A 25,279-nucleotide genomic window follows, 5' to 3' on the forward strand; every position below is an offset into this window, starting at 1 on the left:
CGCGCCGTGCTGACTGATGGCCCGTGCTCTGCTTAGAGCTCGTTGCGGCAATTTCCTGGCCTGCCGTAACGAGCAGACCGCTCATCGTGGCATGAATCCGGGCTTCTGCTCGGCAAGAGAGTGGAGGCGTGCAAGGTAGTCCTGCGCCGCTGGCTCGGTGCTGTACCGCCGCCGCATCTCGGCGGCAAGCTCCCGGCTGGTCATGATGAGCGACGGCACCGACTGTCGGTCACCTTCGAGGGCCCGCTCACCCATGAGGAGTGCCTGTTCCAAATCGCCCTCGCGCGCCGCCGTTACGCCCAGTGTGACGCGGGCTTCAGCGTTGCGCATGGGCGAGCGCTCGATGCCGTCGAAGTCCGTTCCTGCCCTCAGCACCTCTTCGGCGAGCGTGCGCGCGAGCTTGTCCTCGCCGACCAGGCGGTAGCAGTCCATCGCGTAGAAGTCGAACTTGGGTGGGTCCACCACGAAGTGGTTGTCCAGGTTTTCCGGGTACGGCATCCCTTCAAGGATTCGCCGCCCCTTGTCCAAGGCGACCTCGACTTGCCGGCGGTCTCCGAGCCGCGCCCATGCCTTGGCCTCCTGGGCAGCGAGCTGCACGGCCACGCCGTGGTGCGCCGCCGTCTCGGCTCCGGCTCGCGCTGCCGCGATGACGCCGCGGTAGTCGCCAGTCGTGAGGGCGAACCATGCCCGCATCTCGTGGGCCCATCCGGCGACCTCTGCATGGTCTGGACGTGGTCCCACGTGAGGGGGCGCGCCTCCTCCGTGAGCCGGCGGACCATCGCCCTGCCGAAGCAGGTGGTCGACGTCCTCGAAGAGCACCTGCGCCGGCAGAAGCAGGAGAGGGTTTCGAGGGGGATGGAGTGGAGTCCGGCCGGCCGCGTCTTCACGACTAGGACCGGCGAGCCGCTCGATGCGGCCAACGTCCGCCGCGACTTCAAGGCCATCGTGAAGAGAGCCGGGCTGAAGCCGGAGTGGACGCCTCGGGAGCTTCGGCACAGCTTCGTGTCCCTGCTCTCCGACCACGGCATCCCGCTGGAGCGCATCGCCCTTCTGGTCGGCCACAGCAGCCAAGCCACCACAGAAGCGGTCTACCGGAAGCAGCTCCGGCCCGTGATCACTGAGGGGGCCGAAGCCATGGACGACATCTTCGCCGAAGACCAGGAAGAGGAGCAGGGGGTCGCCTCGGAAGAGAGCAGCGCGGGAGCCTGATCAAATTCGTTTGGCCCCCCGTTTGGCCCCCAAGCACGTCAGAGCCCGGTGGGTAAATTTACCCACCGGGCTCTGACCAGCGTCGGGGTGGCGGGATTTGAACCCACGACCTCTTCGTCCCGAACGAAGCGCGCTGCCAAGCTGCGCTACACCCCGGTGTCGCTGCTGTGGTGCTTGTCGCGGCGACGTCGTTTACTCTAGCCCACTGCTGGCTGGAGACGAAATCCGGTTTAGGGGCGGCGGCCGACGGGGTTCGGGCGCATGTGGTCCAGGGCTACCAGGAGGACTGCCAGGGCGTAGCAGGAGAGGCCCAGCAGGAGCGCGTTGGCGAGGGTGCTGCGGTAGCCGTGCTGCTCCGCGTCCAGGAACGGGTACAGGTAGCGGCCCGGCGTGCCGGGGAGGAGCAGGCCCGCCCGGACGAGGGTGTACGTCAGGTAGGCCAGCGGATACAGCATCCACGCCGCCGTCTGGCGCAGGTGGAGCCGGCCGGGGGCGGTGAGGAAGAGCCAGTCCACGACCGCCGCGAGCGGAGCCGCCGTATAGAGGAGCTGTAGCGCCAGCCACTGGCCGTGCCAGGCCACCGGCGGGTGCGTGGAGCCCGTCATCGAGAACGGCGGAGTCGTGTGGCCCAGGAGCAGGTGGTAGACCAGCGCCGAGATCACGGCGTACAGCAGGGCCGCACCGGTCAGGGCCGAGGGCAGAGGGCGGCCCGCCTGCCAGGCGCGGCGGGCCGAGGAGAGGCTGACCAGGGTCAGCAGGACCGCCGCCTGGACGCCGAAGTAGCTCAGGATCCGGTCCGGGCTGCCCAGCAGCAGCTCCAGGGCCACGCCGGAGATCGCCAGCACGGCCGTCAGGAGGCGGAAAACGGCGGTCACCGGGCGGGGCGTGGGGGCCACCACCGCCGTCGCGGGCACGTGACCGGGCCACAGCACGGGCGTGCCCGGGACCGCGGGGAGGTCCGGGATGTCCCTGGGTATCGGGGGTATCGGGGCCGTCATGCCCTCAACGTAGGAGGGCGGTGCGGTTACGGCATGCCGGCTTACTCCGGGCGGGCTACGTCCCTACTCTCGGCCCACCAGCGTCAGCAGCGTCGCCTCCGGGGGGCACGCGAAGCGGACCGGGGTGTAGCGGTTCGTGCCGCAGCCCGCCGAGACGTGGAGGTAGGAGGTACGGCCCTCCGCCGTGTGCCGGGACAGGCCCTTGACCCGGTCCGCGTCCAGGTCGCAGTTGGTGACCAGCGCACCGTAGAACGGCACGCAGATCTGACCGCCGTGGGTGTGGCCGGCGAGGACCAGCGGGTAGCCGTCGGCCGTGAAGGAGTCCAGGACACGCAGGTACGGGGCGTGCACGACGCCCATCGAGAAGTCCGCCGTACCGGACGGACCGCCCGCCACCTGCACGTAGCGGTCGCGCTTGATGTGCGGGTCGTCCAGGCCGGTCAGCTCGACCGAGACACCCTCGACCTTCAGGACGCCCCGCGTGTTCGTCAGGTTCAGCCAGCCCGCCCCGTCGAAGCCGTCCCGCAGTTCCTCCCAGTCGAGGTGGATCGCGCCGACGACCGGCGGGTTGCCGTTCAGGCCGTGCTTGCCGCTGACCTTCTCCGCCAGGTAGCGGGCGGGGTTGCGCGGCTTGGGGCCGTAGTAGTCGTTGGAGCCGAAGACGTACGCGCCCGGGAACTCCATCAGCGGGCCCAGCGCGTCGAGGACCTCGGGGATGCCCTCCGGGTCGGACAGGTTGTCGCCCGTGTTGATCACGAAGTCCGGACGCAGGCCCGCCAGCGACTGCAGCCACCGCTGCTTCTTGCGCTGACCGCTCACCATGTGGATGTCGGAGACCTGGAGCACGCGCAGCGGGCGCATCCCCGGCGGGAGCACCGGGACCGTGACCCGGCGCAGGCGGAACGAACGGGCTTCGAAGCCGGCCGCGTACAACACACCGGCGGCGCCGAACGCCGCGATTCCCAGGGGTACTCCGTATCGAGCGCGCATATGACCATCGTGTCAGACGCGGAGCGGGCCCAGAGACCGGCGGGTGCCGAAATCGGCGGGCGTTCCGTGTGCGGCACCTGCGACAATCACATTCATGACCACCACGCTCAAGTCGAAGCTGCAGGCAGACCTCAACGCCGCGATCAAGGGCCGCGACGAGCTCCGCTCGTCCACCCTCCGGATGACGCTCTCCGCGATCACCAACGAGGAGGTCGCCGGCAAGCAGAAGCGCGAGCTCTCCGACGACGAGGTGCTGAAGGTGATCGCCAAGGAGGCGAAGAAGCGCCGGGAGGCGGCCGACGCCTTCGCGCAGGGTGGTCGCGCCGAGAGCGCCGAGCGGGAGAAGGCGGAGGGCGCGGTCCTCGCCGGGTACCTGCCCAAGCAGCTCACCGACGAGGAGCTGGACGGGATCGTCGCGGAGGCCGTCGAGGAGGCGAAGGCGGCGGGTGCCGAGGGGCCGCGGGCCATGGGCGCCGTGATGAAGATCGTGAACCCGAAGGTGGCCGGCCTGGCCGAGGGCGGCCGGGTCGCCGCCTCGGTCAAGAAGCACCTCCAGAGCTGACCCCGGGAGCTTCCGGCGGTACGGCCATGCGGCCATTACGGCGGTACGGCCATGCGGCCAGTGCGGCGGTACGGCCATTCGGCGGTGCGGCCACGGCGGAACGGGGCGGTACGACGGTGGGGCCGCACCTCTTCTCCAGAGGTGCGGCCCCACCGTCGTAACAGAGGACCGTAGAGGACCGCGGAGGACCAGAAGCCCGGAGGCCCGGAGGTCCGGAAGCCCGTCGGCCCACGGCGCCCGTCAGCCCCGGCGGCCGCCGTTGCCGTTGCCGTTGCCGCCGTTCCCGTTGCCCTGGATGAAGCCGTCGGGGAAGGAGAACGTCGGGGTCGGGGTGGTGCCGCCGTCCGTCGTGCCGCCGTCGTTCGTGCCGCCGTCGGTCAGGCCGCCGATGAGGCCGCCGATCAGGCCACCGGTGTCACCGTTGGTGCCGTCCCCGGTGCCGGTGTTGTCGCCTTTTCCCTTATCACCCTCATCCGGGATGTCGATGAGGTTGAAGGACTCGTCCGCCTTGCCCTCCAGGGCGCCCGTCATGGCGTCCTTCCAGATGGGGCCCGGGGTGTCGGCGCCGAAGACCTCGGAGTGGTAGACGCCGCCGATGGTGATGTTGGTCATCTCGACGTTCTGCTTGGCGCTGCCGACCCAGACCGCGCCCGCGAGGTTCGGCGTGTAGCCGACGAACCAGGCGTTCTTGCGGGCGTCCGTCGTACCCGTCTTGCCCGCGCTCTCACGGTCGTCGAGGCCGGCCTGCTGACCGGTACCGGAGTCGACCACACCGCGCAGCAGGGTGTTGATGGTGTCGGCGGTCTTCTCGCTCATCGCGCGCGAGCAGGTCGACTTGGGCACGGCCAGCGACTTCTGCTCGTTGCCGACCTTCTGGGTGATGGACTCGATGGCGACCGGCGTGCAGTACATGCCCCGGTCGGCGAAGGCGGCGTACGCGCTCGCCATGGTCAGCGGGGAGAGGCCGATCGCGCCGAGGGCGATGGCCGGGGTCTGCGGGAGCTTCGAGCCGTCGCCCTCGTGGACATGGAGCGAGTCGGTCATCTTGGCCACCGGACACAGACCGATGTCGGAGATCAGCTGGACGAAGTAGGTGTTGATGGACTTCGCCATCGCCTTCTTCATCTGGTACGGCCCGACCTCGGACTCGTTCTCGTTCTCGACCTGCTCACCCGTCGTGTTGACCCACTGCTTGCCGTCGCACTGCTGCACCGGGCTCGGGTAGTTCATCTTGTACGGCGACGAGTACTCCTGCGTCGCCGGCTTGCCGCCCTCGATGGCGGCCGCGGCCACGAACGGCTTGAACGTCGAACCCGTCGGGAAACCGTAGTTGGAGCCGCCGAAGTCCCGGTCGACCGAGAAGTTGTACTCGGTCTCGTTCTTGTTGTAGCCGTACGGCTTCGACTGGCCCATCGCCAGGATCTTGCCGCTGCCGGGCTCCACCAGGGTGGCGGCGGCCGCGACCGAGTCCGACTTGTAGACGTGGTCCTTGATCGAGGCCTGCACCGAGTCCTGGGCCTGCGGGTCCAGCGTCGTACGGATGGTCAGACCGCCCTGGTTCCAGAGCTTGGCGCGCGCCTCCCGGGTCTTGCCGAAGGTCGGGTCGGTGAGGAAGACGTTCTCGACGTACTTGCAGAAGAACCCGGCACCCTTGGTGGCGGTGATGCAGCCGTTCTTGGGCTGGGTGACATGCAGGCCGAGCGGTGCTTCCTTGGCCTTGTCGGCCTCCGCCTGGGAGATGTCGCCGAGCTGTGCCATGCGCTCCAGCACTGTGTTGCGCCGCTTGGTGGCCTCGGCCTCGTCGTTGACCGGGTCGTAGCGGCTCGGCGACTGGACGATGCCCGCCAGCAGGGCCGACTGCTCCAGGTTCAGGTCCTTGGCGTGCTTGGAGAAGTAGCGCTGGGAGGCGGCCTCGACGCCGTAGGCCTGCTCGCCGAAGAAGGTGATGTTCAGGTAGTTCTCGAGGATCTTCTTCTTGCCGAGCTTCTCCTCCAGCTGGATCGCGTACTTCAGCTCCTTGACCTTGCGGCCCAGGGTCTGCTGGGTGGCCTCGGCGACCTTGGTCGGGTCGTCGCCGGCCTCCTCGATGAAGTAGTTCTTCACCAGCTGCTGGGTGAGCGTGGACGCGCCCTGGGCGACGCCGCCGCTCTGCGCGTTCTTGTTCAGCGCGCGCAGCACGCCCTTCAGGTCGATGGCGCCGTGCTGGTAGTAGCGCGAGTCCTCGATCGCGACGATCGCCTTCTGCATGTACGGCGAGATGTCTTTGAGCTCCACCACCGTGCGGTCACGGGAGTAGACCTGGGCGATCTGGTTGCCCTTGCTGTCGAGGATCCTCGTGCGCTGACTGAGCTGCGGGCTCTTCAGGTTGGCCGGGATCTCGTCGAAGCCCTGGACCGAACCCTTGGCCGCGAGACCCAGGGCGCCGGCCGCGGGCAGCGCGATGCCCGCCATCACGGCTCCCGCGAGCACGCTGACACCGAGGAACTTGGCGGCCTGCTGCGTGGCCGACAGACCACCGCCGGAGCGCTTGTTTGGCATGGGGGCAGCCTAATCCGTAGCGATGAGCGTTCCGGGTGAGCGGGCTGCTCTCGGGATGTTCGAGTGCCGGATCGTGACATACGGGACCAGGCCCGACGCACTGGGCATGACGCGGCGCACGGCACGACGACATGAACGGTCTACCTTGCCATTCGCCGGACACGCGTACAGGCCTTGGCCTAAGCTGCTCTCAACTGTCACAGCAGTGCGGCCACGTATCAATACGTCCGGCGACCCCGAATCGTTCCGGAACCTGCCCACTTTTTTTCGGGCTATGTGTTGATGGTGTGTCCGAATCCGCCTCGTGTGTCACCCGGCGTCCGTTGTGGCGCACCACGGCTGCCCCGCTTTGCCGGGATCATCCTGCATGTCGTCAGCTCACTCCCGCGGGTGATCTGCCGCTTACCCATAGTCCGTTCGGGCCATTCAAGATTGGGCCCGAAGGGGGTGTTGCGCTGTGCCCACCTTCCGTAACGTCCTCAACTGGCGGCGGTGAATATGCCGCTGCCGCCGTGGGGGAGCCTCGATTCGGGAGAGGACGGCGCCGGTATGGGCTGGGTAACCGACTGGAGTGCGCAGGCTGCCTGCCGCACTACCGATCCGGATGAACTGTTCGTTCAGGGAGCAGCGCAGAACAGGGCCAAGGCGGTGTGCACCGGATGCCCGGTACGCACTGAATGCCTGGCCGATGCGCTGGACAATCGCGTCGAGTTCGGCGTGTGGGGAGGCATGACGGAGCGGGAGCGTCGCGCACTGCTGCGCAGGCGGCCCACCGTCACCTCCTGGCGCAGGCTCCTGGAGACAGCGCGCTCGGAGTACGAGCGGGGGACCGGGATCGTCCCCCTCGACAACGACGAGGTGTACGAGAACTACGCGGCCGTGAGCTAGCCGTGAGGTGAACCGGACCGGACAGGTCTACGGCAGCTCCGGCCGGCCGGCCGCGAGCCGGTCGCCGATGTCCCGCAGTCCCGCGAGGTCGTGCACGTCGCCGGGCAACGCGGCCACCTCCACCATGGCCACCTCGGGGTGGCGCGCGGTGAAGCGGTCACGTGTGCGCTGCTCGCGGGAGAGCAACTGCATGCGCTCGGCGTGCAGCCTCAGCAGGCCTGCGGTGAGCTGGTCGACGGTGCGGTCCGGGTTTTCCGGCGATGACGATGACGAGGGGGATTCGTCAGTCATGTCCGCAGGCCCTGACGAGGGGGATTCGTCGGGCCGGGACTCGGACGGCGCGGGCGCGGGTGGTTCAGAACTGCCGTACGTGTCGGGAGAGTTACGAAGTCCAGCTTTCCCTCCCCCCTGATCCACAATGCGGGACTCCTCAAGATTTTCCGCGGCCTCGTGATCCGCGGCCTCGTGATCCGCGGTCTCGTGATCCGCGACCTCGAGATTCTCCGCGGCGGCGATCGCACGCTCGGCGGACAGCCGGTCGGCGCCGCTGCCGTGGACACGGTTGAGGACCAGACCGACCAGCGGCATGTCCTCCGCGGCGAGCCGCTCCACGAAGTACGCGGCCTCGCGCAGCGCGTCCCGCTCCGGGGCCGCCACCACCAGGAACGCCGTACCGGGCGCCTGGAGCAGCTTGTACGTCGCGTCCGCGCGCGTACGGAACCCGCCGAACGTCGTGTCCATCGCGGCCACGAACGTCTGCACGTCCTTCAGCAGCTGCCCGCCGAGCAGCTTGCCCAGCGTGCCGGTCATCATCGACATCCCCACGTTCAGGAAGGCCATGCCCGCGCGGCCGCCCAGCTTGGCCGGTGCGGTCAGCAGCCGGATCAGCCGGCCGTCCAGGAAGGAGCCGAGCCGCTTCGGCGCGTCCAGGAAGTCCAGCGCGGAGCGGGAGGGCGGGGTGTCCACGACGATCAGGTCCCACTCGTCCCGGGCCCGCAGCTGGCCCAGCTTCTCCATCGCCATGTACTCCTGCGTGCCCGCGAAACCCGCCGAGAGCGACTGGTAGAACGGGTTGGCGAGGATGGCGGCCGCCCGCTCGGCGTCCGCGTGCGCCTCCACGACCTCGTCGAAGGTGCGCTTCATGTCCAGCATCATGGCGTGCAGTTCGCCGTCGCCGTCGGTGCCCTTCACCCGCCGCGGCACGTTGTCGAGCGAGTCGATGCCCATGGACTGGGCCAGCCGCTTGGCCGGGTCGATGGTCAGCACCACCACCTTGCGGCCCCGCTCGGCCGCCCGCAGCCCCAGCGCCGCCGCGGTGGTCGTCTTGCCGACCCCGCCCGAGCCGCAGCACACCACGATCCGGGTCGTCGGGTCGTCCAGCAGCGGGTCGACGTCCAGCACGGGCGCGTGCGCCAGCCGGCGCGTGCCGTCCTGGGCCGGCTCCTGGACCGGCGCCTGTGCCGAGTCCCGGGTCGGGTCCTGTGCCGGGTCCGGATCCGGAGTCATGACATCCCCTGTTCCCGCAGCTCGGTGGCGAGTTCGTACAGGCCCGCCAGGTCCATCCCCTCGGCGAGCAGCGGCAGTTCGTGCCGGGGCAGGTCCAGCTCGGCCAGCACCGCCCGCTGCTCGTGTTCCAGCGCGTACCGCTCGGCGTACTCGGCGGCTTGCGCCAGCAGCGGGTCCACCAGCTGCCCGGCCTTGCCGCCGCGCCGTGCCCCGCCGAGCCCGGCACCCGACAGCGCCTGCGCCACGGCGGTGCGCGGCACGGTGCGTACGAGTTCCAGGTCGGCGGCGTCCAACACCTCGGGCCGGACCATGTTCACGATGACCCGGCCCACCGGCAGCCGCGCGGCCCGCAGTTCGGCGATGCCGTCGGCGGTCTCCTGGACCGGCATCTCCTCGAGGAGTGTGACCAGGTGCACAGCCGTCTCCTTGGACTTCAGCACCCGCATGACGGCCTGCGCCTGATTGTGTATAGGGCCGATCTTGGCCAGCCCGGCCACCTCGTCGTTGACGTTCAGGAAGCGGGTGATGCGGCCCGTCGGCGGGGCGTCCATCACCACGTAGTCGTAGATGAACCGCCCTGCCTTGTCCTTCCGGCGCACCGCCTCGCACGCCTTGCCGGTCAGGAGGACGTCCCGCAGACCGGGCGCGACGGTGGTCGCGAAGTCGATCGCGCCCAGCTTCTTCAGCGCCCGCCCCGCCCCGCCGAGCTTGTAGAACATCTGGAGGTAGTCCAGAAGGGCCAGTTCGGGATCGATGGCGAGCGCGTGCACCTCACCGCCTCCCGGCGCGACCGCGATCTTCCGCTCCTCATAGGGCAACGCCTCCGTCTCGAAGAGCTGGGCGATGCCCTGCCGGCCCTCGACCTCCACGAGAAGCGTCCGCTTCCCCTCGGTCGCGAGGGCCAGCGCGAGTGCGGCGGCGACCGTCGTCTTTCCGGTCCCGCCCTTGCCGCTGACGACCTGGAGCCTGCTCACGTCTTCGAGCCTAACCAGTCGGCCGGACACTCACGCGGGAGGCTGTGGATAACGCTGCTCACGGTCGTACGTCTGCCCCGTGCTCGCCAGCGGATAAAGTCGGCCGCATGACCAAGTGGGAATACGCAACCGTGCCGCTGCTCGTCCATGCCACGAAGCAGATTCTGGACACCTGGGGCGAGGACGGCTGGGAGCTCGTCCAGGTCGTGCCCGGGCCCAACAACCCCGAACAGCTCGTGGCCTACCTGAAGCGGGAGAAGCCCTGATGAGCGCCGTGGAGGCCAGGCTGGCCGAACTCGGACTCACGCTGCCCGCGGTCGTCCCGCCGCTCGCCGCCTACCAGCCGGCCGTGCGCTCGGGCGCGTACGTCTACACCTCCGGCCAGCTGCCGATGGTCGACGGCAAGCTCCCGGTCACCGGCAAGGTGGGTGCCGAGGTCACCGCGGAGGAGGCCAAGGAACTCGCCCGCACCTGCGCGCTGAACGCCCTGGCCGCCGTGAAGTCCGTCGTCGACGACCTGGACCGGATCGCGCGCGTGGTGAAGGTCGTCGGCTTCGTCGCCTCCGCCGCCGACTTCACCGGGCAGCCGGGTGTCATCAACGGTGCCAGCGAACTGCTCGGCGAGGTGCTCGGCGTCAAGGGCGTGCACGCGCGCAGCGCGGTCGGCGTCGCGGTGCTGCCGCTGGACGCGCCGGTCGAGGTCGAGGTCCAGGTCGAGCTGACGCCGTAAGCCACTTCGGTGAGCACTGAGCGGTGACCACGAAGCGGTGAGCGCGGAGCGGTGACCAAGGAGCAGTGAGCACTGAGCGGTGAGCGCTGGGCCCTGAGCGGTGATCTGCGAGCCGTGAGCCGTGACGGGAACGCCACAGGCCACCCCTCGAACATTCGCGCACCAGGGGATAGCCTCCGGTAATGGCCGATGGACAGTGGTATCCCCCGGAGTGGCCGGACCGCATCCGCGCACACACGGAGGGCACCCTCGTACCGGTGCCGCCGAAGCGCGCGGCGACCGTGCTGCTCCTGAAGGACACTCCGGACGGTCCTGTCGTCCACATGCTGCGCAGACGCGCCTCCATGGCCTTCGCCGGAGGCGCGTACGCGTATCCGGGCGGCGGTGTCGACCCGCGCGACGACGACCACCAGGTCCGCTGGGCGGGCCCCACGCGCGCGTGGTGGGCCGAGCGGCTGGGGGTCGACGAGGCGGGCGCCCAGGCGATCGTCTGCGCGGCCGTACGGGAGACCTACGAGGAGGCGGGCGTCCTGCTCGCGGGCCCGGCCCCCGACCAGGTCGTCGGAGACACCACCGGCGACGACTGGGAGGCCGACCGCGCCGCCCTGGTCGCCCGTGAGCTGTCCTTCGCGGAGTTCCTGGACCGGCGGGGCCTGGTCCTGCGCTCGGACCTGCTGGGCGCCTGGACGCGCTGGATCACCCCGGAGTTCGAGACCCGCCGCTACGACACCTGGTTCTTCGTCGCCGCCCTGCCCGCGGGCCAGCGCACCCGCAACGCCTCCACGGAGGCCGACCGTACGGTCTGGATCCGCCCCACGGCGGCCGCCGCCGGCTACGACCGGGGCGAACTGCTGATGATGCCGCCCACCATCGCGACCCTGCGCCAGCTCACGCCGTACGCCACCGCCGCCGAGACGCTCGCGGTGGCCCCCGCACGGGACATGACGCCGGTCCTGGCCCGGGCCCGTCTCCAGGACGGCGAGATCGTCCTGACCTGGCCGGGCCACGACGAGTTCACCAAGCACATAGCGACCGCCCCCGCGGCGGAACCCATCGCAGGACCCATCACGGGACCCATCACGGGACCTGTCCCGGGACCTGTCCCAGGACCCGTCGCAGGACCCATCGCCGGAGGCCCCGCATGACGAACGCAGCAGCCCTGCCCGGCCAGCCGCGGGACGCGGTCCTCTCGGGGCCGGCCACCGCGCGGGCCGTCAACGTGCTGGCGCCCAACGCCTCCGTGATGACCCTGGACGGCACCAACACCTGGATAGTCGCCGAGCCCGACTCCGACCTGGCCGTGGTGATCGACCCGGGTCCCCTGGACGAGGACCACCTGCGCGCGGTCGTGGACACCGCGGAGAAGGCCGGCAAGCGCGTCGCCCTCACCCTGCTCACCCACGGCCACCCGGACCACGCCGAGGGCGCCGTGCGCTTCGCGGAACTGACCGGCACGCGCGTGCGTGCCCTCGACCCCGCGCTCCGCCTCGGCGACGAGGGCCTCGCCGCCGGTGACGTGATCACGACCGGCGGACTGGAGCTGCGGGTCGTCCCCACCCCCGGCCACACCGCCGACTCGCTCTGCTTCCACCTCCCGGCCGACCGCGCGGTCCTCACCGGCGACACGGTCCTGGGACGCGGTACGACGGTGGTGGCGCACCCGGACGGCCGCCTGGGCGACTACCTGGACTCGCTGCGGCGGCTGCGCTCGCTGACGGTCGACGACGGCGTGCACACCGTCCTGCCGGGCCACGGCCCGGTCCTGGAGGACGCCCAGGGCGCCGTGGAGTTCTACCTGGCCCACCGCGCCCACCGGCTCGCCCAGGTGGAGACGGCGGTCGAGAACGGCCACCGCGGCCCCGCCGAGGTCGTCGCCCACGTCTACGCCGACGTGGACCGCTCCCTGTGGCCCGCGGCGGAACTGTCGGTACGGGCCCAGCTGGAGTACCTCAGCGAACACGGGCTGATCTGACCGACCACCGGCCAAGGCCGCCGACGATCCCGGTGGCCCCGGCGGTCGTGGCGGCCCCCAAGGTCAGTCCCAGCCGGGCGGCCTCGGGGTCTTCACGCCGTGCACGCGCGCGTACTCGTCCGCGAGCCAGGGGCCGAGGTCGTCCACGTACGACCGCAGGACCGCCCCGTCACCGACCGGCTCGTATCCCGACTCGGCCGCCCGGCGCAGCTGTTCGCCCCGGTCGGGGTAGTAGCCGGCGAACGCCTCGGCCATCTCCCGAAGGTCACTCGTCCAGCCGTTCCAGCGGGGCATGACGAGGGTGAAGCCGGTGCGGACCAGGTGCCGTGACATGAAGCGCACCAGGGGCCGCAGGGCCTCCTCGGTGCCCTCGGCGGCCGCGATCCTGTTCCGCCAGCGCGGCAGGAGCCGCGCCAGGTCGCCGTTGGTCTCGCGGGCGAGCAGGGAGTCGGGGCGGTAGCGGGGCAGGAACTCGGCGAGGTCCTCCCCGAGCAGCGGGGTGCACTGACAGGCGACGAACCAGCCGATGTCGTACCGCTCCAGCTCGCTGAGCACCCGCGCGCGGGAGAAGAGCAGGGTCCCAACCCCGTCGATCTCGGGGAACACCTCGTCCAGGGCCCGGCCCAGGGCGCGGGTCGTGTCCCGGTCGGCGTCGGCCGGCTCCTCGCGCAGGACGGCCACCAGGTCCAGGTCGCTGCGGCCCACGCGCGCGGTGCCGCGGGGGATCGAACCGTAGAGGTACGCGCTGTCCAGCCGCGCCCCGAAGGCCTCCAGGAGCCGGTCACGAGCGGCGGTGACGACGGGACGGAAGACGGGCCCCACGCGCGCGTGCGAGCCCTCGCGCTCGATGAAGTCCAGGGAGTCGAGCCCGCGGCATGACTCAGGGTCCTCCCGTCTCACGGAGGCGGGACCCTGAGTCATGTGGCGTGGGTTCGGGCTCGGTTCAGCGGGACCGCTTGGCCAGTCGCTCGACGTCCAGCAGGATCACGGCCCGCGCCTCCAGGCGCAGCCAGCCGCGCTGGGCGAAGTCGGCCAGCGCCTTGTTCACGGTCTCGCGGGACGCGCCGACCAACTGGGCCAGCTCCTCCTGCGTGAGGTCGTGGACGACGTGGATGCCCTCCTCGGACTGCACGCCGAAGCGGCGGGAGAGGTCCAGCAGGGCGCGCGCGACACGGCCCGGCACATCGGAGAAGACCAGGTCGGACATGGCGTCGTTGGTCTTGCGCAGCCGACGGGCGACCGCACGCAGCAGGGCGGTGGCCACCTCGGGGCGGGCGTTCAGCCAGGGCTGGAGGTCGCCGTGGCCGAGGCCGAGCAGCTTGACCTCGGTGAGCGCGGTGGCGGTCGCCGTCCGCGGGCCCGGGTCGAACAGCGACAGCTCGCCGATCAGCTCGCCGGGGCCGACGACGGCGAGCATGTTCTCGCGGCCGTCGGGGGAGGTGCGGTGGAGCTTTACCTTGCCCTCGGTGACGACGTACAGCCGGTCGCCCGGGTCGCCCTCGTGGAACAGGGAGTCACCTCGGGCGAGGGTCACCTCACTCATGGAGGCACGCAGCTCCGCGGACTGCTCGTCATCGAGCGCCGCGAAGAGCGGGTTGCGCCGCAGAACGTCGTCCACGAGTTCTCTCCTTGTCGACCTGCTCAGGGGATCTTGCTCCCCGTGGTACCAGGGGACCGTGCTCCCCATTTTGCCGGACCGTCCAAACAGTGTGATCTGTCACAAGGATGCCGCACCGGTGTCCCGAGGTAAGCGGCAGGGGTCCAATCGGGGGCTGATCTTCCGGGTCCGGGGCACATGTCGGTGTCGGGCTTTAGGCTGGCCGGGTGTCCAAATCGCCGGTGAGAACACAGGACAAGGGGCTGGGTGGGTGGCTGTACGTCGTGATTCCGCTGTCGGCGAACAAGGGTCCGATGCCGCCCTCAGCGAACCGAAAATTTCGAAAAAACCGGCAAAAGCCGTGAAGAAGGCGGCGGTGGAACAGGCCCCGGCGAAAAGCGTCCCGGCGAAGAAGGCCGCGGCGAAGAAGACCGCCGTGAAGACCGCGGCTAAGAAGGCCGCCGTGAAGACCGTGGCTAAGAAGGCCGCGGTGGAGAAGACCGAGGCGCCGCGCGTCCCCGGGAAGGCCGAGTCGCACACCGCGCTCGTCCGCCGCGCCCGGCGGATCAACCGCGAGCTCGCCGAGGTGTATCCGTACGCCCACCCCGAGCTGGACTTCGAGAACCCCTTCCAGCTCCTGGTCGCCACGGTGCTGTCGGCCCAGACCACCGACCTCAGGGTCAACCAGACCACCCCGACGCTCTTCGCCAGGTACCCCACCCCCGAGGACCTGGCCGCCGCCAACCCGGAGGAGGTCGAGGAGATCCTCCGGCCGTGCGGGTTCTTCCGGGCCAAGACGAAGTCGGTGATAGGGCTCTCCAAGGGCCTGGTGGAGCAGTTCGGCGGTGAGGTCCCGGGCCGGCTCGAAGACCTGGTCAAGCTGCCCGGCGTCGGCCGCAAGACCGCCTTCGTGGTGCTCGGCAACGCGTTCGGCCGCCCCGGCATCACCGTGGACACGCACTTCCAGCGCCTGGTCCGCCGGTGGCGGTGGACCGCGGAGACCGAGCCCGACAAGATCGAGGCGGCCGTCGGCGCGCTCTTCCCCAAGGCCGACTGGACCGACCTCTCGCACCACGTGATCTGGCACGGCCGCCGGATCTGCCACGCCCGCAAGCCCGCCTGCGGTGCCTGCCCGATCGCTCCGCTCTGTCCGGCCTACGGCGAGGGCGAGACCGACCCGGAGAAGGCGAAGAAGCTGCTCAAGTACGAGAAGGGCGGCTTCCCCGGCCAGCGACTCAAGCCCCCGCAGGCGTATCTGGACGCGGGCGGCAGGCCGGCGCCGCCGCTGGGCGCGGTACCGGGGGCATGACCCAAAGAACCAGGGACATGACCTAGGGACTTTCTGAGGGGCGACGGACGGAACGATCAAGGAGTCTTCGGGCGTTGGAACGGGCAGGCCGGGGGAGCAGGGCAGGACGGGGGATGCCGTGACACACAGCAGCAGGGCAGGCACCGACGGGCCGCGCGCGAGCGTGGCCCTCAGCAAGGAGGGCCTGCCGGCCTGGCTGGAGCCGGTGGTGCGGGCCGCCGAGACGGTCAAGCCGCTCCAGCTGAGCCGCTTCCTGCCGCCGGAGAACGGCACCGGGCGGCAGTCGGCCGTCCTGATCCTCTTCGGCGAGGGCCCGGAAGGCCCCGAGCTGCTGCTGATGGAGCGGGCCGGTTCGCTGCGCTCGCACGCCGGGCAGCCCTCGTTCCCGGGCGGCGCCCTCGACCCGGAGGACGGCGACCCGAAGGCCGACGGGCCGCTGCGGGCCGCTCTCCGTGAGGCCGAGGAGGAGACCGGGCTGGATCCGGCCGGCGTCCAGCTGTTCGGGGTGCTGCCGAGGCTCTACATCCCGGTGAGCCACTTCGTGGTGACCCCGGTGCTGGGCTGGTGGCGCGAACCGAGCCCGGTGGGCGTGGTCGATCCGAACGAGACGGCGCGGGTCTTCAGGGTCCCCGTGGCGGATCTCACGAATCCGGCCAACCGGGCCACCGCGGAACACCCCAGCGGCCACCGAGGTCCGGCATTCCTGGTCGAATCGACCTTGGTGTGGGGGTTCACGGCCGGAGTGATCGACCGCTTGCTGCACTACGCGGGATGGGAGCGCGCCTGGGACCGCGAGAAGCTGGTCCCGCTCGACTGGCGGTCATGACAGGGTGATCCCCGTGAATGTGCTGGACATCCTGTTGCTGGTCGCCGCCGTGTGGTTCGCGATCGTCGGCTACCGCCAGGGGTTCGTGGTCGGCATCCTGTCGGTGATCGGCTTCCTGGGCGGCGGACTCGTCGCCGTCTACACTCTGCCCGTCATCTGGGACGCGGTGACCGACAAGGCCGAGGTGAGCACGACCGCCGCCGTGGTCGCCGTGGTCGTCGTCATCGTCTGCGCCTCCGTCGGCCAGGCCCTCACCACCCACCTGGGCAACAAGCTGCGCCGGTACATCACCTGGTCCCCGGCCCGCGCGCTGGACGCCACCGGGGGCGCGCTCGTCAACGTGGTGGCGATGCTGCTCGTCGCCTGGCTGATCGGCTCCGCCCTCGCGGGCACCACCCTGCCGACGCTCGGCAAGGAGGTCCGCAGCTCCAAGGTGCTCCTCGGAGTGTCCAGAGCACTGCCCAACCAGGCCGACACCTGGTTCGCGGACTTCTCCGCGGTCCTCGCGCAGAACGGCTTCCCGCAGGTCTTCAGCCCCTTCGCCAACGAGCCCATCACCGACGTCTCGCCGCCCGACCCCGCCCTCGCCAACAGCGCGGTGGCCACCGGGGCGAAGCGGTCCATCGTCAAGGTGACGGGCACCGCGCAGAGCTGCGGCAAGATCCTGGAGGGCACCGGCTTCGTCTTCGCCGACCGCCGCGTGATGACCAACGCGCACGTGGTCGGCGGGGTCGACGAGCCCACCGTCCAGATCGGCGGCGAGGGCCGCAGGTACGACGCCAAGGTGGTCCTCTACGACTGGCAGCGCGACATCGCCGTACTGGACGTGCCCAACCTGCGCGCGAAGGCGCTGAAGTTCGCCACGAAGGACGCCGAGACCAGCGACAGCGCGATCGTCGCCGGCTTCCCGGAGAACGGGTCGTACGACGTGCGCGCCGCCCGGGTGCGCGGCCGTATCACCGCCAACGGCCCGGACATCTACCACCGCGGCACCGTCGGCCGCGATGTCTACTCGCTGTACGCGACCGTCCGCCAGGGCAACTCCGGCGGCCCCCTGCTCACGCCCGAGGGCCGGGTGTACGGGGTCGTGTTCGCGAAGTCGCTGGACGACGCCGACACCGGGTACGCGCTGACGGCGAACGAGATCCGGCCGGACATCGCCCGCGGCCGTACCGCGAACCAGCAGGTGGACACCGACAGCTGCGCCCTCTAGAACCCCGTCGGGGCCCTCGGAGGGATCAGCCGCGGGTGTGGCGCAGACGTACCGAGACCCAGCGGGCCCGGCGGCGCAGGATATGCGGAATACCCACCCTGAGGTCCGTGCCCGGCAGCTGCGGGGCAGCTCCTCGGTGAGGGTTCAGACCGCCCGTCGTACGGCGGTTTCGGGGTGCGTCACTGTAGTCGTGCGTCCAGCCCATACCCCGACGTCTGCCCCCGCCCCAAGGTCGATAACCGCCCGCGTGCGCCCCAATCGGCCTATGCGCGGGGCATGTGGCCGTTCGTAGAACAGGTGTCCAGATCCGGATACCGGGCGCATCGGCGCGGTCACCGATCGGGTTCGGGGTCCTTCAGCCAGTTGATCAGCTCGGTGGAGAAGCCCACCGGGTCCTCCTCGTGCGGGAAGTGCCCGAGCCCGTCGAACAGCCGCCAGCGGTACGGCGCTTCGACGTACTCACCGGATCCGGCCGCGCTGCGGGTACGGGCCACCGGGTCCAGGGAGCCGTGCAGGTGCAGGGTCGGCACCCGCACCGGGCGCTTCATCCGGCGGTTGAACTGGATGCCGTCCGGGCGGCCCAGCGACCGCACCAGCCAGCGGTAGGGCTCGATCGAGCAGTGCGCGGTGGACGGGACGCACATCGCCCGCTGGTACGTCTCCACCGCCTTGTCCTCGGGCAGCCGCGGCCCGGACCAGTCCCGGATCAGCCGGCCGACCAGGGCGCCGTCGTCGGCGGTGAGCTGCCGCTCGGGGATCCAGGGGCGCTGGAACCCCCAGATGTAGGAGGCGGCGGCGGACTGCCGGCGGTCCCGGAGCATCGCGGAGCGCCAGCGCCGCGGGTGCGGCATGGACACGACCGTGAGCCGTCGTACCAGCTTGGGGCGCATCGCCGCCGCCGTCCACGCCAGGTAGCCGCCGAGGTCGTGGCCGACCAGCGCCGCGTCCGGCTCGCCCAGGGAGCGGATCACGCCGGTGATGTCGAGGGCGAGGTTGGCCGGGTCGTAGCCGCGCGGGGTGCGGTCGCTGCCGCCGACGCCCCTGAGGTCCATGGCGACGGCCCGGAAACCCGCGTCGGCGAGTGCGACCATCTGGTGTCGCCAGGCCCACCAGAACTGCGGGAAGCCGTGCACCAGCATGACCAGCGGGCCGTCGCCGAGCTCGGCGATGTGGAAGCGGGCGCCGTTCGCGGCGACGTCCCGGTGCGTCCAGGGGCCCTCCGGCCGGATGGCCGAGGGTGCGGGATCCGTCATGAGGTCGAGCGTCCCACAGCCTCGATGGCCGGCACGTCGTCCCGGGGGAGCTCCGGGCGGGGGTGCGGCTTGGCGTTCTGCAGCACGCCCGCCGTCTCCTTCATCGAGGCGGCCACCTTCTGCGGGCCCTGGCTCTTCTTGGCCTTCTTCGCGAACACCACGCCGATCAGCGCGAGGGCGGCGGCCACCAGGACGTTCGCCGCGAAGGAGAGCAGGAAGCAGATCGCGAGATTCCAGTGGCTCCAGGTCCGAATGCCGTACGCCAGTGCGAAGTTGAGCATCGGCAGGGAGAACAGCAGCAGCACGCCGGCCGCGGAGAACGCGCCACCGCTCGTCGCGCCCTTCTTGACGTCCTGCTTCAGCTGGGCCTTGGCCAGCGCGATCTCGTCGTGCACCAGCGCCGACATCTCGGCCGTGGCCGAGGCGAACAACTGGCCGATGCTGCGTTCGGCACCGACCGGGCTGCCGTCGGGTGCGCTCATCGCGGTCTCCCTCTGCGTACTTGTCATCGTCTTTTGTACCGTCTCGTCAGATCATGCCGGACGGCCGCCCTGCTCGCCTGCCCCGCCCGGTACTTCGGCAAGCGCGTCGTACCTTCGGCACGGCCGGGAAAGCGGCTACCGGGTGGCTTTCCCGGCTGCCTTCTCGGCGGCGATCCGGCGGTGTTCGGCGGCCTTGCGGTCGTAGATCTCGGCCATCCGCAGGTGGTAGGCCGGGTCGTCCTGTTCGTAGACGTCCGGGATGCCGTCGCGGTCCTCGTCCCGCTGCTCGGCCTCGACCAGCCGGCGGTAGCGGGCGTTGCGTATCTTCAGCAGCACGGTGGCACACAGGGCCGCGATCAGCGATCCGGTGAGCACGGCCGCCTTGACCTCGTCCGTGAGGAGGGCGTCGCCCTCGAAGGCGAGTCCGCCGATCAGCAGCGACACGGTGAAGCCGATCCCGGCGAGCGAGGCGACCGCGAAGACGTCGCCCCAGGCGAGGTCCTCGCCGAGCGAGGCCCGGGTGAAGCGGACCGTCAGCCAGGAGCCGCCGAAGATCCCGACCGTCTTGCCGACGACCAGCCCGAGGACCACCCCGAGCGTCTCGGGCCTGCCGAACACGTCTGCGAGCTCGCCCTTGGACACCGTCACACCGGCGCTGAAGAGCGCGAAGAGCGGCACCGCCAGCCCCGCCGACAGCGGCCGCACCACATGCTCGATGTGCTCACCGGGCGAGTGCTCCTCACCCTCGCGGGTGGTGCAGCGCAGCATCAGGCCCATGGCGACCCCGGCGATCGTCGCGTGCACGCCGCTGTTGTACATCAGCGCCCAGATCACGAGCGCGAGCGGGACGTACACGTACCAGCCGCGCACGCCCTTCCGCAGCAGCAGCCAGAAGACGGCGAGGCCGAGGACCGCGCCGCCGAGCGCGGCGAAGTCGATCCGTTCGGTGAAGAAGACCGCGATGATCAGGATGGCGAACAGGTCGTCGACCACGGCGAGGGTGAGCAGGAACGCGCGCAGCGCGCTCGGCAGGGAGGTCCCGATGACCGCGAGCACGGCCAGCGCGAACGCGATGTCGGTGGCCGTCGGCACCGCCCAGCCCTGCGTGGAGCCGCCGCCGGCCAGGTTGGTGAGGGTGTAGACGAGCGCCGGTACGGCCATGCCGCACAGCGCGGCGACCACCGGCAGGACGGCTGCCCTGGGCTCGCGCAGGTCACCGGCGACCAGCTCCCGCTTGAGCTCGATGCCGGCGACGAAGAAGAAGATCGCGAGCAGGCCGTCGGCGGCCCAGTGGGCGACGGAGAGGTGCAGGCCGAAGGTGCCGGGGCCCAGCTGGAAATGGCTGACGGTCTCGTAGCTCTGGTGCAGCGCCGGGATGTTCGCCCAGAGCAGTGCGGCGATCGCGGCGATCAGGAGCAGTACCCCGCCGACGGTCTCGGTCCGCAGCGCGTCCAGCACGAAGGTGCGCTCCGGCAGCGAGAGCCGGTCGAGGACCTTGCGGGCGGGGGTGGTGCGAGGCGCGGACACGAGGGGCCTTCGGTCGGTGGGCAGGACGGGACTACTTGCCGACCAGACTTCCCGGCACACCTTGGGTCACGCTGTTTTGCTTAGTTTACCTAAGGTGCCGCGGGGTCGCCAGGTGATCTCACGGTAGGTGCAAAAAGGGCGCCCGGCGCCTTTCGCGCCGGACGCCCTCCCGGGGTGCGGGGGCTCAGTCCTCGCTGGGTGCCGCGGGGAGCTTCGCCTGGATGAGGTCCATGACGGTCGAGTCCGTCAGCGTGGTCACGTCACCGAGCTGGCGGTTCTCGGCGACGTCCCGGAGCAGCCGGCGCATGATCTTGCCGGAGCGGGTCTTCGGGAGCTCCTGGACCGGCAGGATCCGCTTCGGCTTGGCGATCGGGCCCAGGGTGGCGCCGACGTGGTTGCGCAACTCGCCGACCAGGCCCTCGTCCTCGGCGTCCGCGGTGCCGCGCAGGATCACGAAGGCGACGATCGCCTGCCCCGTCGTCTCGTCCGCCGCGCCCACCACGGCGGCCTCGGCGACCGACGGGTGGGAGACGAGCGCCGACTCCACCTCGGTGGTGGAGATGTTGTGCCCGGAGACCAGCATCACGTCGTCCACCCGGCCGAGCAGCCAGATGTCGCCGTCGTCGTCCTTCTTCGCGCCGTCACCGGCGAAGTACCTGCCCTCGAACCGGGACCAGTACGTGTCCAGGAACCGCTGGTCGTCGCCCCAGATCGTGCGGAGCATCGACGGCCACGGCTCGGTCAGCACCAGGTAGCCGCCACCGCCGTCGGGCACCTCGTTCGCCTCGTCGTCCACGACGGTGGCCGAGATGCCGGGCAGCGGGGTCTGCGCGGAACCGGGCTTGGTCGCGGTGACGCCCGGCAGCGGCGTGATCATCATCGCGCCGGTCTCGGTCTGCCACCAGGTGTCCACGATCGGGGTGCGGTCGGCGCCGATGTGCTTGCGGTACCAGATCCAGGCCTCGGGGTTGATGGGCTCACCGACGGAGCCGAGGACCCGCAGGGAGGACAGGTCGAACTTCGCGGGGATGTCGTCGCCCCACTTCATGAACGTGCGGATCGCGGTCGGCGCCGTGTACAGGATCGTCACCCCGTACTTCTGCACGATCTCCCAGAACCGGCCCTGGTGCGGGGTGTCCGGGGTGCCCTCGTACATCACCTGCGTGGCGCCGTTGGCGAGCGGCCCGTAGACGATGTAGGAGTGGCCGGTGACCCAGCCGACGTCGGCCGTGCACCAGTACACGTCGGTCTCCGGCTTGAGGTCGAAGACCGCCCAGTGCGTGTACGACGTCTGGGTGAGGTAGCCGCCCGAGGTGTGCAGGATGCCCTTCGGCTTACCCGTGGTCCCGGACGTGTAGAGGATAAACAGCGGGTGCTCGGCGCCGAAGGCCTCGGGCGTGTGCTCGGCCGGCTGCCGGTCGACGACCTCGTGCCACCACACGTCCCGCGTGTCGTCCCAGGCCACTTCCTGCCCGGTACGGCGGACCACCAGCACGTGCTCCACGTTGCCGGCCTTGGCGACCGCCTCGTCCACGGCGGGCTTGAGCGCGGACGGCTTGCCACGCCGGTAGCCGCCGTCGGAGGTGATGACGACCCGTGCGTCCGCGTCCTGGATACGGGTGGCGAGCGCGTCCGCCGAGAAGCCGCCGAAGACGACCGAGTGCGCGGCGCCGATCCGGGCGCAGGCGAGCATCGCGACCGCCGTCTCCGGAATCATCGGCATGTAGATCGCGACCCGGTCCCCGGCCTGGACCCCCAGCTCCAGCAGGGCGTTGGCGGCCCTGGACACCTCGTCCTTCAGCTCGGCGTAGGTGATCGCGCGGCTGTCGCCCGGCTCGCCCTCGAAGTGGATGGCGACCCGGTCGCCGTTGCCGGCCTCCACGTGCCGGTCCACGCAGTTGTACGCGACGTTGAGCTCGCCGTCCTTGAACCATTTCGCGAACGGCGGGTTCGACCAGTCCAGTGTCTCGGTCGGCTCCTTGGCCCAGGTCAGCCGACGGGCCTGCGTGGCCCAGAAGCCGAGCCTGTCAGCCTTGGCCTCCTCGTACGCCTCGGCCCTGACATTGGCGTTCGCGGCCAGGTCAGCGGGCGGCGCGAAGCGTCGCTCCTCCCTCAAGAGGTTGGCCAGGCTTTCGTTGCTCACGACATCTCCCTTTCGCAGGGTGTCCCCGTGTCCGTTGTGTCCCAGGCCACACAGCTCATCAGACCTGGGGGGCCGGTGACAAGGGCCGTCGGAATATTGGTTTAGACCTGTGGGGGCGGGGAGGGCGCACCCCGGTCGCCCGAGCCGGCCCGGACGGGACCGACAGGCCCGCGCCGGCCCCACCTCAGGCCGGGCTGGGCAGCTCCTCCGCGCCCGGCACCCCCTCGAACACCTCCACCTCATCCTCACCTTCGTAGCGGCCCAGCAGATACGCCTGCGCGTCACCCACATGGAAGTACATCCCGTGCAGCTCCAGTTCGCCGGCGTCCAGCGCCCGTGCCACCGAACCGTGGGCCCGCAGATGCTCCAGCTGCTGGACCACATTGGTCAGGCAGAGCCGCTCCAGCGGGTCCACGGCCGCCCGGTCCGCCAGCCGGACCTGGGGACGGCTGTCGTCGGCCAGCCGCGCCAGACTCGGCAACCCGTGCCGCAACCACCGCCAGAGCGGGGTCACCGCCTGCCCGGAGCCGGGGGCCGAGCCGGGGCCGGAGTTGAAGCTGGGGCCGGAGTGGGGGCTGGAGTCGGAGTTGGGGCTGGCGCCGGAGTTGGGGTTGGCGTCGGAGGCGGGGCTCGGGTCGGTCAGGTTCTGCGGGGCCTCGCTCAGGGCCTGCATCGCCCCGCAACCCGAGTGCCCGCACACCGTGATCGACCGCACCTTCAGCACGTCCACCGCGTACTCGATCGCGGCGGCCACCGAGTCGTCGCCGTTCTCCTCACCCGGAAGGGGGACCAGGTTGCCGACGTTGCGCACCACGAACAGGTCACCCGGACCACTGGAGGTGATCATCGAGGTGACGAGCCGGGAGTCGGCGCAGGTGAGGAAGAGCTGCGACGGACGCTGCCCTTCACGCGCCAGCCGGGCCAGCTCGTCCCGCACGAGGGGCGCGGTGTCGCGCTGGAACGCACTGATCCCGCGGGCGAGTTCGTGTCCGGCGCCCTGGAGCCGGGCCTGCCGGCGTCTCGGACCGTGAGGTACGCGGACCTTCGGCCGGTGGCCGTACTCCGGTGAGCCGACGCCCGCCCGGCAGCCGGTCAGCTCGGCGGACCCGCCCTGCGCGGTGTGGGCCCTGCGCCAGTCCCGCAGTGACTCGTACGCCGCGTGGTCCATGAACGAGCCGTGCAGCTCCACCACGGCGTGGGTGCCTCGGGGTACGAGATGCAGGACTCTGCTGAGCCGGGGAACCGCGAGGAACGTCAGCTGTCCTCTTACGTGTACGTGATGGACTCCTCCCTTCTCTTCGTGCGTGATGCGGGTGCGGGCGAGGCGGTTCAGGGCGACGGCGACGGCCACGGCGACTCCGAGGACCACCCCCTCCAGCACCCCGAGGGCGACCACGCCGAGTGTGGTGACGGCGTACACCAGCACTTCTCGGTGGCGGGTCACCGTGCGGATGTGGTGCAGGGACACCATCTGGATGCCGACGGCCATCACCAGGGCGGCGAGTGAGGCGAGCGGGATGAGATCCAGGACCGGGACCATCAGCAGCGCGGCGACTACTACGAGAACGCCGTGCAGCATCGTGGAGTTCCGGCTCACGGCACCGGAGTGCACATTCGCCGAACTGCGCACCGCGACCCCGGCGACCGGCAGCCCGCCGAGCGCCCCGGAGACGATGTTGGCCGCTCCCTGTCCCAGCAACTCCCGGTCCAGGTCGGACCGGCCGACCCGGGACTGGGCGCCGGGGCGGCCGGCGACCAGCTTGTCCACGGCGACGGCGCCCAGCAGCGACTGCACGCTGCACACCAGCGTGGTGGTGAGCACGGCCGCGACGACGCCGAGCACCGGTCCCTCGGGCAGTCCGGCCAGCGCGTGGCTGCTCCAGGAGGGCAGGTCGACGCGGGGGAGGGTGAGTCCGGTGAGTGCGGCGGTGGCGGTGGCACCGGTGACGGCGACCAGCGCGGCCGGGACCTTGCGCAGCAGCTCTCCCGGTCTCCCGGGGATGCGGGGCCAGCCCAGCAGCAGGGCCAGGGTCAGCGCGCTCATCGCCACGGCGGCCGGATGCAGGTTCGCCAACTGGGCGGGCAGCGCCCGGACGTTGGCCAGGACCGAGCTCTGCGGGTTGCCGCCGAGGACGATGTGCAGCTGGGCGACGGCGATGGTGACACCGATGCCGGCCAGCATGCCGTGCACCACCGCCGGGCTGACGGCGAGTGCGGTGCGGGCCACGCGCAGGCAGCCGAGGCCCAGTTGGGCCAGTCCGGCGAGCACGGTGATGCCGCAGGTCGCCCGCCAGCCGTAGCGGTGGATCAGATCGGCCGTGACCACGGTCAGCCCGGCGGCGGGGCCGCTGACCTGGAGCGGGCAGCCACCGAGCCGCCCGACCACCAGGCCGCCGACGGCCGCCGCCACCAGTCCGGCCTGGAGCGGGGCGCCGGTGGCGAGGGCGATGCCGAGGGACAGCGGCAGGGCGATCAGGAAGACCGCGACGGACGCGGACAGGTCGGCGCTCGCCACGGGGAGGCGGCGGCGCGGGGACGGGGGCGGGGGTGTGGACGGGGGCG

General features: G+C 70.7%; 22 protein-coding genes, 1 tRNA gene and 1 pseudogene. 10 read left to right on the forward strand and 14 right to left on the reverse strand.

What is annotated here, in order from left to right; all coding sequences use genetic code 11:
- Window positions 1-81 precede the first annotated feature (81 nt).
- Window positions 82-693, reverse strand: a complete 612-nt coding sequence (locus MB828_RS08240; RefSeq protein WP_301647588.1) for a hypothetical protein — start codon at window positions 691-693, stop codon at window positions 82-84.
- 69 nt (window positions 694-762) lie between these two features.
- Between MB828_RS08240 and MB828_RS08245 the strand changes: the two genes are divergently transcribed.
- Window positions 763-1,209 (forward strand): tyrosine-type recombinase/integrase, encoded by a 447-nt coding sequence (locus tag MB828_RS08245; RefSeq protein ID WP_301647589.1) that lies wholly within the window; start codon window positions 763-765, stop codon window positions 1,207-1,209.
- A gap of 82 nt (window positions 1,210-1,291) precedes the next feature.
- Here the strand turns inward: MB828_RS08245 and MB828_RS08250 are convergent.
- The 3 genes from MB828_RS08250 to MB828_RS08260 form a co-directional block, all read right to left on the reverse strand.
- A tRNA-Pro gene (locus MB828_RS08250) sits at window positions 1,292-1,365 on the reverse strand.
- Window positions 1,366-1,439: 74 nt separating this feature from the next.
- A complete protein-coding gene (locus MB828_RS08255) occupies window positions 1,440-2,207 on the reverse strand; it encodes a Pr6Pr family membrane protein (protein WP_301647590.1) in 768 nt (255 codons plus the stop codon).
- 63 nt (window positions 2,208-2,270) lie between these two features.
- On the reverse strand, window positions 2,271-3,197 hold the full coding sequence (locus MB828_RS08260; protein WP_046730340.1) for a metallophosphoesterase: 927 nt from the start codon (window positions 3,195-3,197) through the stop codon (window positions 2,271-2,273).
- 94 nt (window positions 3,198-3,291) lie between these two features.
- On the opposite strand from MB828_RS08260, the gene MB828_RS08265 reads away from it, so the two are divergent.
- Window positions 3,292-3,759, forward strand: a complete 468-nt coding sequence (locus tag MB828_RS08265; RefSeq protein ID WP_133023395.1) for a GatB/YqeY domain-containing protein — start codon at window positions 3,292-3,294, stop codon at window positions 3,757-3,759.
- A 240-nt stretch (window positions 3,760-3,999) separates the two neighbouring features.
- On the opposite strand, the gene MB828_RS08270 is transcribed toward MB828_RS08265, so the two are convergent.
- Window positions 4,000-6,297: a transglycosylase domain-containing protein gene (locus MB828_RS08270; RefSeq protein WP_301647591.1), complete on the reverse strand. Its 2,298-nt coding sequence runs from the start codon at window positions 6,295-6,297 to the stop codon at window positions 4,000-4,002.
- A 549-nt stretch (window positions 6,298-6,846) separates the two neighbouring features.
- Here MB828_RS08270 and wblA point away from each other — a divergent pair.
- Entirely contained in the window at window positions 6,847-7,185 is a 339-nt protein-coding gene (gene wblA, locus MB828_RS08275) for a transcriptional regulator WblA (protein WP_063777071.1), read from the forward strand.
- Window positions 7,186-7,212: 27 nt separating this feature from the next.
- On the opposite strand, the gene MB828_RS08280 is transcribed toward wblA, so the two are convergent.
- Window positions 7,213-8,691, reverse strand: coding sequence for an ArsA family ATPase (locus MB828_RS08280; protein ID WP_301647592.1), 1,479 nt, complete (start codon window positions 8,689-8,691; stop codon window positions 7,213-7,215).
- Window positions 8,688-9,665 (reverse strand): ArsA family ATPase, encoded by a 978-nt coding sequence (locus MB828_RS08285; protein WP_133023392.1) that lies wholly within the window; start codon window positions 9,663-9,665, stop codon window positions 8,688-8,690. The genes MB828_RS08280 and MB828_RS08285 overlap by 4 nt, the downstream gene beginning before the upstream one ends.
- 107 nt (window positions 9,666-9,772) lie before the next feature.
- On the opposite strand from MB828_RS08285, the gene MB828_RS08290 reads away from it, so the two are divergent.
- From MB828_RS08290 to MB828_RS08305, 4 genes are all read left to right on the forward strand, one after another.
- Entirely contained in the window at window positions 9,773-9,931 is a 159-nt protein-coding gene (locus tag MB828_RS08290; RefSeq protein ID WP_019992579.1) for a DUF4177 domain-containing protein, read from the forward strand.
- On the forward strand, window positions 9,931-10,395 hold the full coding sequence (locus MB828_RS08295) for a RidA family protein (protein ID WP_133023391.1): 465 nt from the start codon (window positions 9,931-9,933) through the stop codon (window positions 10,393-10,395). Before MB828_RS08290 ends, MB828_RS08295 begins: the two co-directional genes overlap by 1 nt.
- A gap of 182 nt (window positions 10,396-10,577) precedes the next feature.
- Window positions 10,578-11,540: an NUDIX hydrolase gene (locus MB828_RS08300; RefSeq protein ID WP_301647593.1), complete on the forward strand. Its 963-nt coding sequence runs from the start codon at window positions 10,578-10,580 to the stop codon at window positions 11,538-11,540.
- Window positions 11,537-12,367, forward strand: a complete 831-nt coding sequence (locus MB828_RS08305) for an MBL fold metallo-hydrolase (protein ID WP_133023390.1) — start codon at window positions 11,537-11,539, stop codon at window positions 12,365-12,367. The genes MB828_RS08300 and MB828_RS08305 overlap by 4 nt, the downstream gene beginning before the upstream one ends.
- A gap of 63 nt (window positions 12,368-12,430) precedes the next feature.
- Here the strand turns inward: MB828_RS08305 and MB828_RS08310 are convergent, their stop codons facing one another.
- Window positions 12,431-13,288, reverse strand: a complete 858-nt coding sequence (locus tag MB828_RS08310) for a nucleotidyltransferase domain-containing protein (RefSeq protein WP_430381348.1) — start codon at window positions 13,286-13,288, stop codon at window positions 12,431-12,433.
- A 22-nt stretch (window positions 13,289-13,310) separates the two neighbouring features.
- Complete coding sequence (locus MB828_RS08315; protein WP_018547939.1) at window positions 13,311-13,985, reverse strand: Crp/Fnr family transcriptional regulator; 675 nt, start codon at window positions 13,983-13,985, stop codon at window positions 13,311-13,313.
- Window positions 13,986-14,301: 316 nt separating this feature from the next.
- On the opposite strand from MB828_RS08315, the gene nth reads away from it, so the two are divergent.
- The 3 genes from nth to MB828_RS08330 all read left to right on the forward strand — a co-directional run bounded on the left by nth (window position 14,302) and on the right by MB828_RS08330 (window position 17,312).
- Window positions 14,302-15,273 (forward strand): endonuclease III, encoded by a 972-nt coding sequence (nth, locus tag MB828_RS08320; RefSeq protein WP_301647613.1) that lies wholly within the window; start codon window positions 14,302-14,304, stop codon window positions 15,271-15,273.
- Between the two features lie 118 nt (window positions 15,274-15,391).
- Complete coding sequence (locus MB828_RS08325; protein ID WP_430381349.1) at window positions 15,392-16,099, forward strand: NUDIX hydrolase; 708 nt, start codon at window positions 15,392-15,394, stop codon at window positions 16,097-16,099.
- A gap of 13 nt (window positions 16,100-16,112) precedes the next feature.
- Window positions 16,113-17,312 (forward strand): MarP family serine protease, encoded by a 1,200-nt coding sequence (locus MB828_RS08330; protein ID WP_301647595.1) that lies wholly within the window; start codon window positions 16,113-16,115, stop codon window positions 17,310-17,312.
- 332 nt (window positions 17,313-17,644) lie between these two features.
- Here the strand turns inward: MB828_RS08330 and MB828_RS08340 are convergent, their stop codons facing one another.
- The 5 genes and pseudogenes from MB828_RS08340 to MB828_RS08360 all read right to left on the reverse strand — a co-directional run.
- Window positions 17,645-18,565 (reverse strand): alpha/beta fold hydrolase, encoded by a 921-nt coding sequence (locus MB828_RS08340; RefSeq protein WP_301647597.1) that lies wholly within the window; start codon window positions 18,563-18,565, stop codon window positions 17,645-17,647.
- Entirely contained in the window at window positions 18,562-19,047 is a 486-nt protein-coding gene (locus MB828_RS08345) for a phage holin family protein (RefSeq protein WP_301647598.1), read from the reverse strand. The genes MB828_RS08340 and MB828_RS08345 overlap by 4 nt, the downstream gene beginning before the upstream one ends.
- 51 nt (window positions 19,048-19,098) lie before the next feature.
- Window positions 19,099-20,574, reverse strand: a pseudogene (gene nhaA, locus MB828_RS08350) (Na+/H+ antiporter NhaA).
- 184 nt (window positions 20,575-20,758) lie between these two features.
- A complete protein-coding gene (acs, locus tag MB828_RS08355; protein ID WP_301647600.1) occupies window positions 20,759-22,717 on the reverse strand; it encodes an acetate--CoA ligase in 1,959 nt (652 codons plus the stop codon).
- Window positions 22,718-22,901: 184 nt separating this feature from the next.
- Window positions 22,902-25,279 (reverse strand): bifunctional SulP family inorganic anion transporter/carbonic anhydrase (locus MB828_RS08360; protein WP_301647601.1); only part of this gene is annotated, 2,378 nt, incomplete at its 5' end.

This window comes from Streptomyces arenae (assembly GCF_022343545.1).
Classification (GTDB): Bacteria; Actinomycetota; Actinomycetes; order Streptomycetales; family Streptomycetaceae; genus Streptomyces; species Streptomyces humi.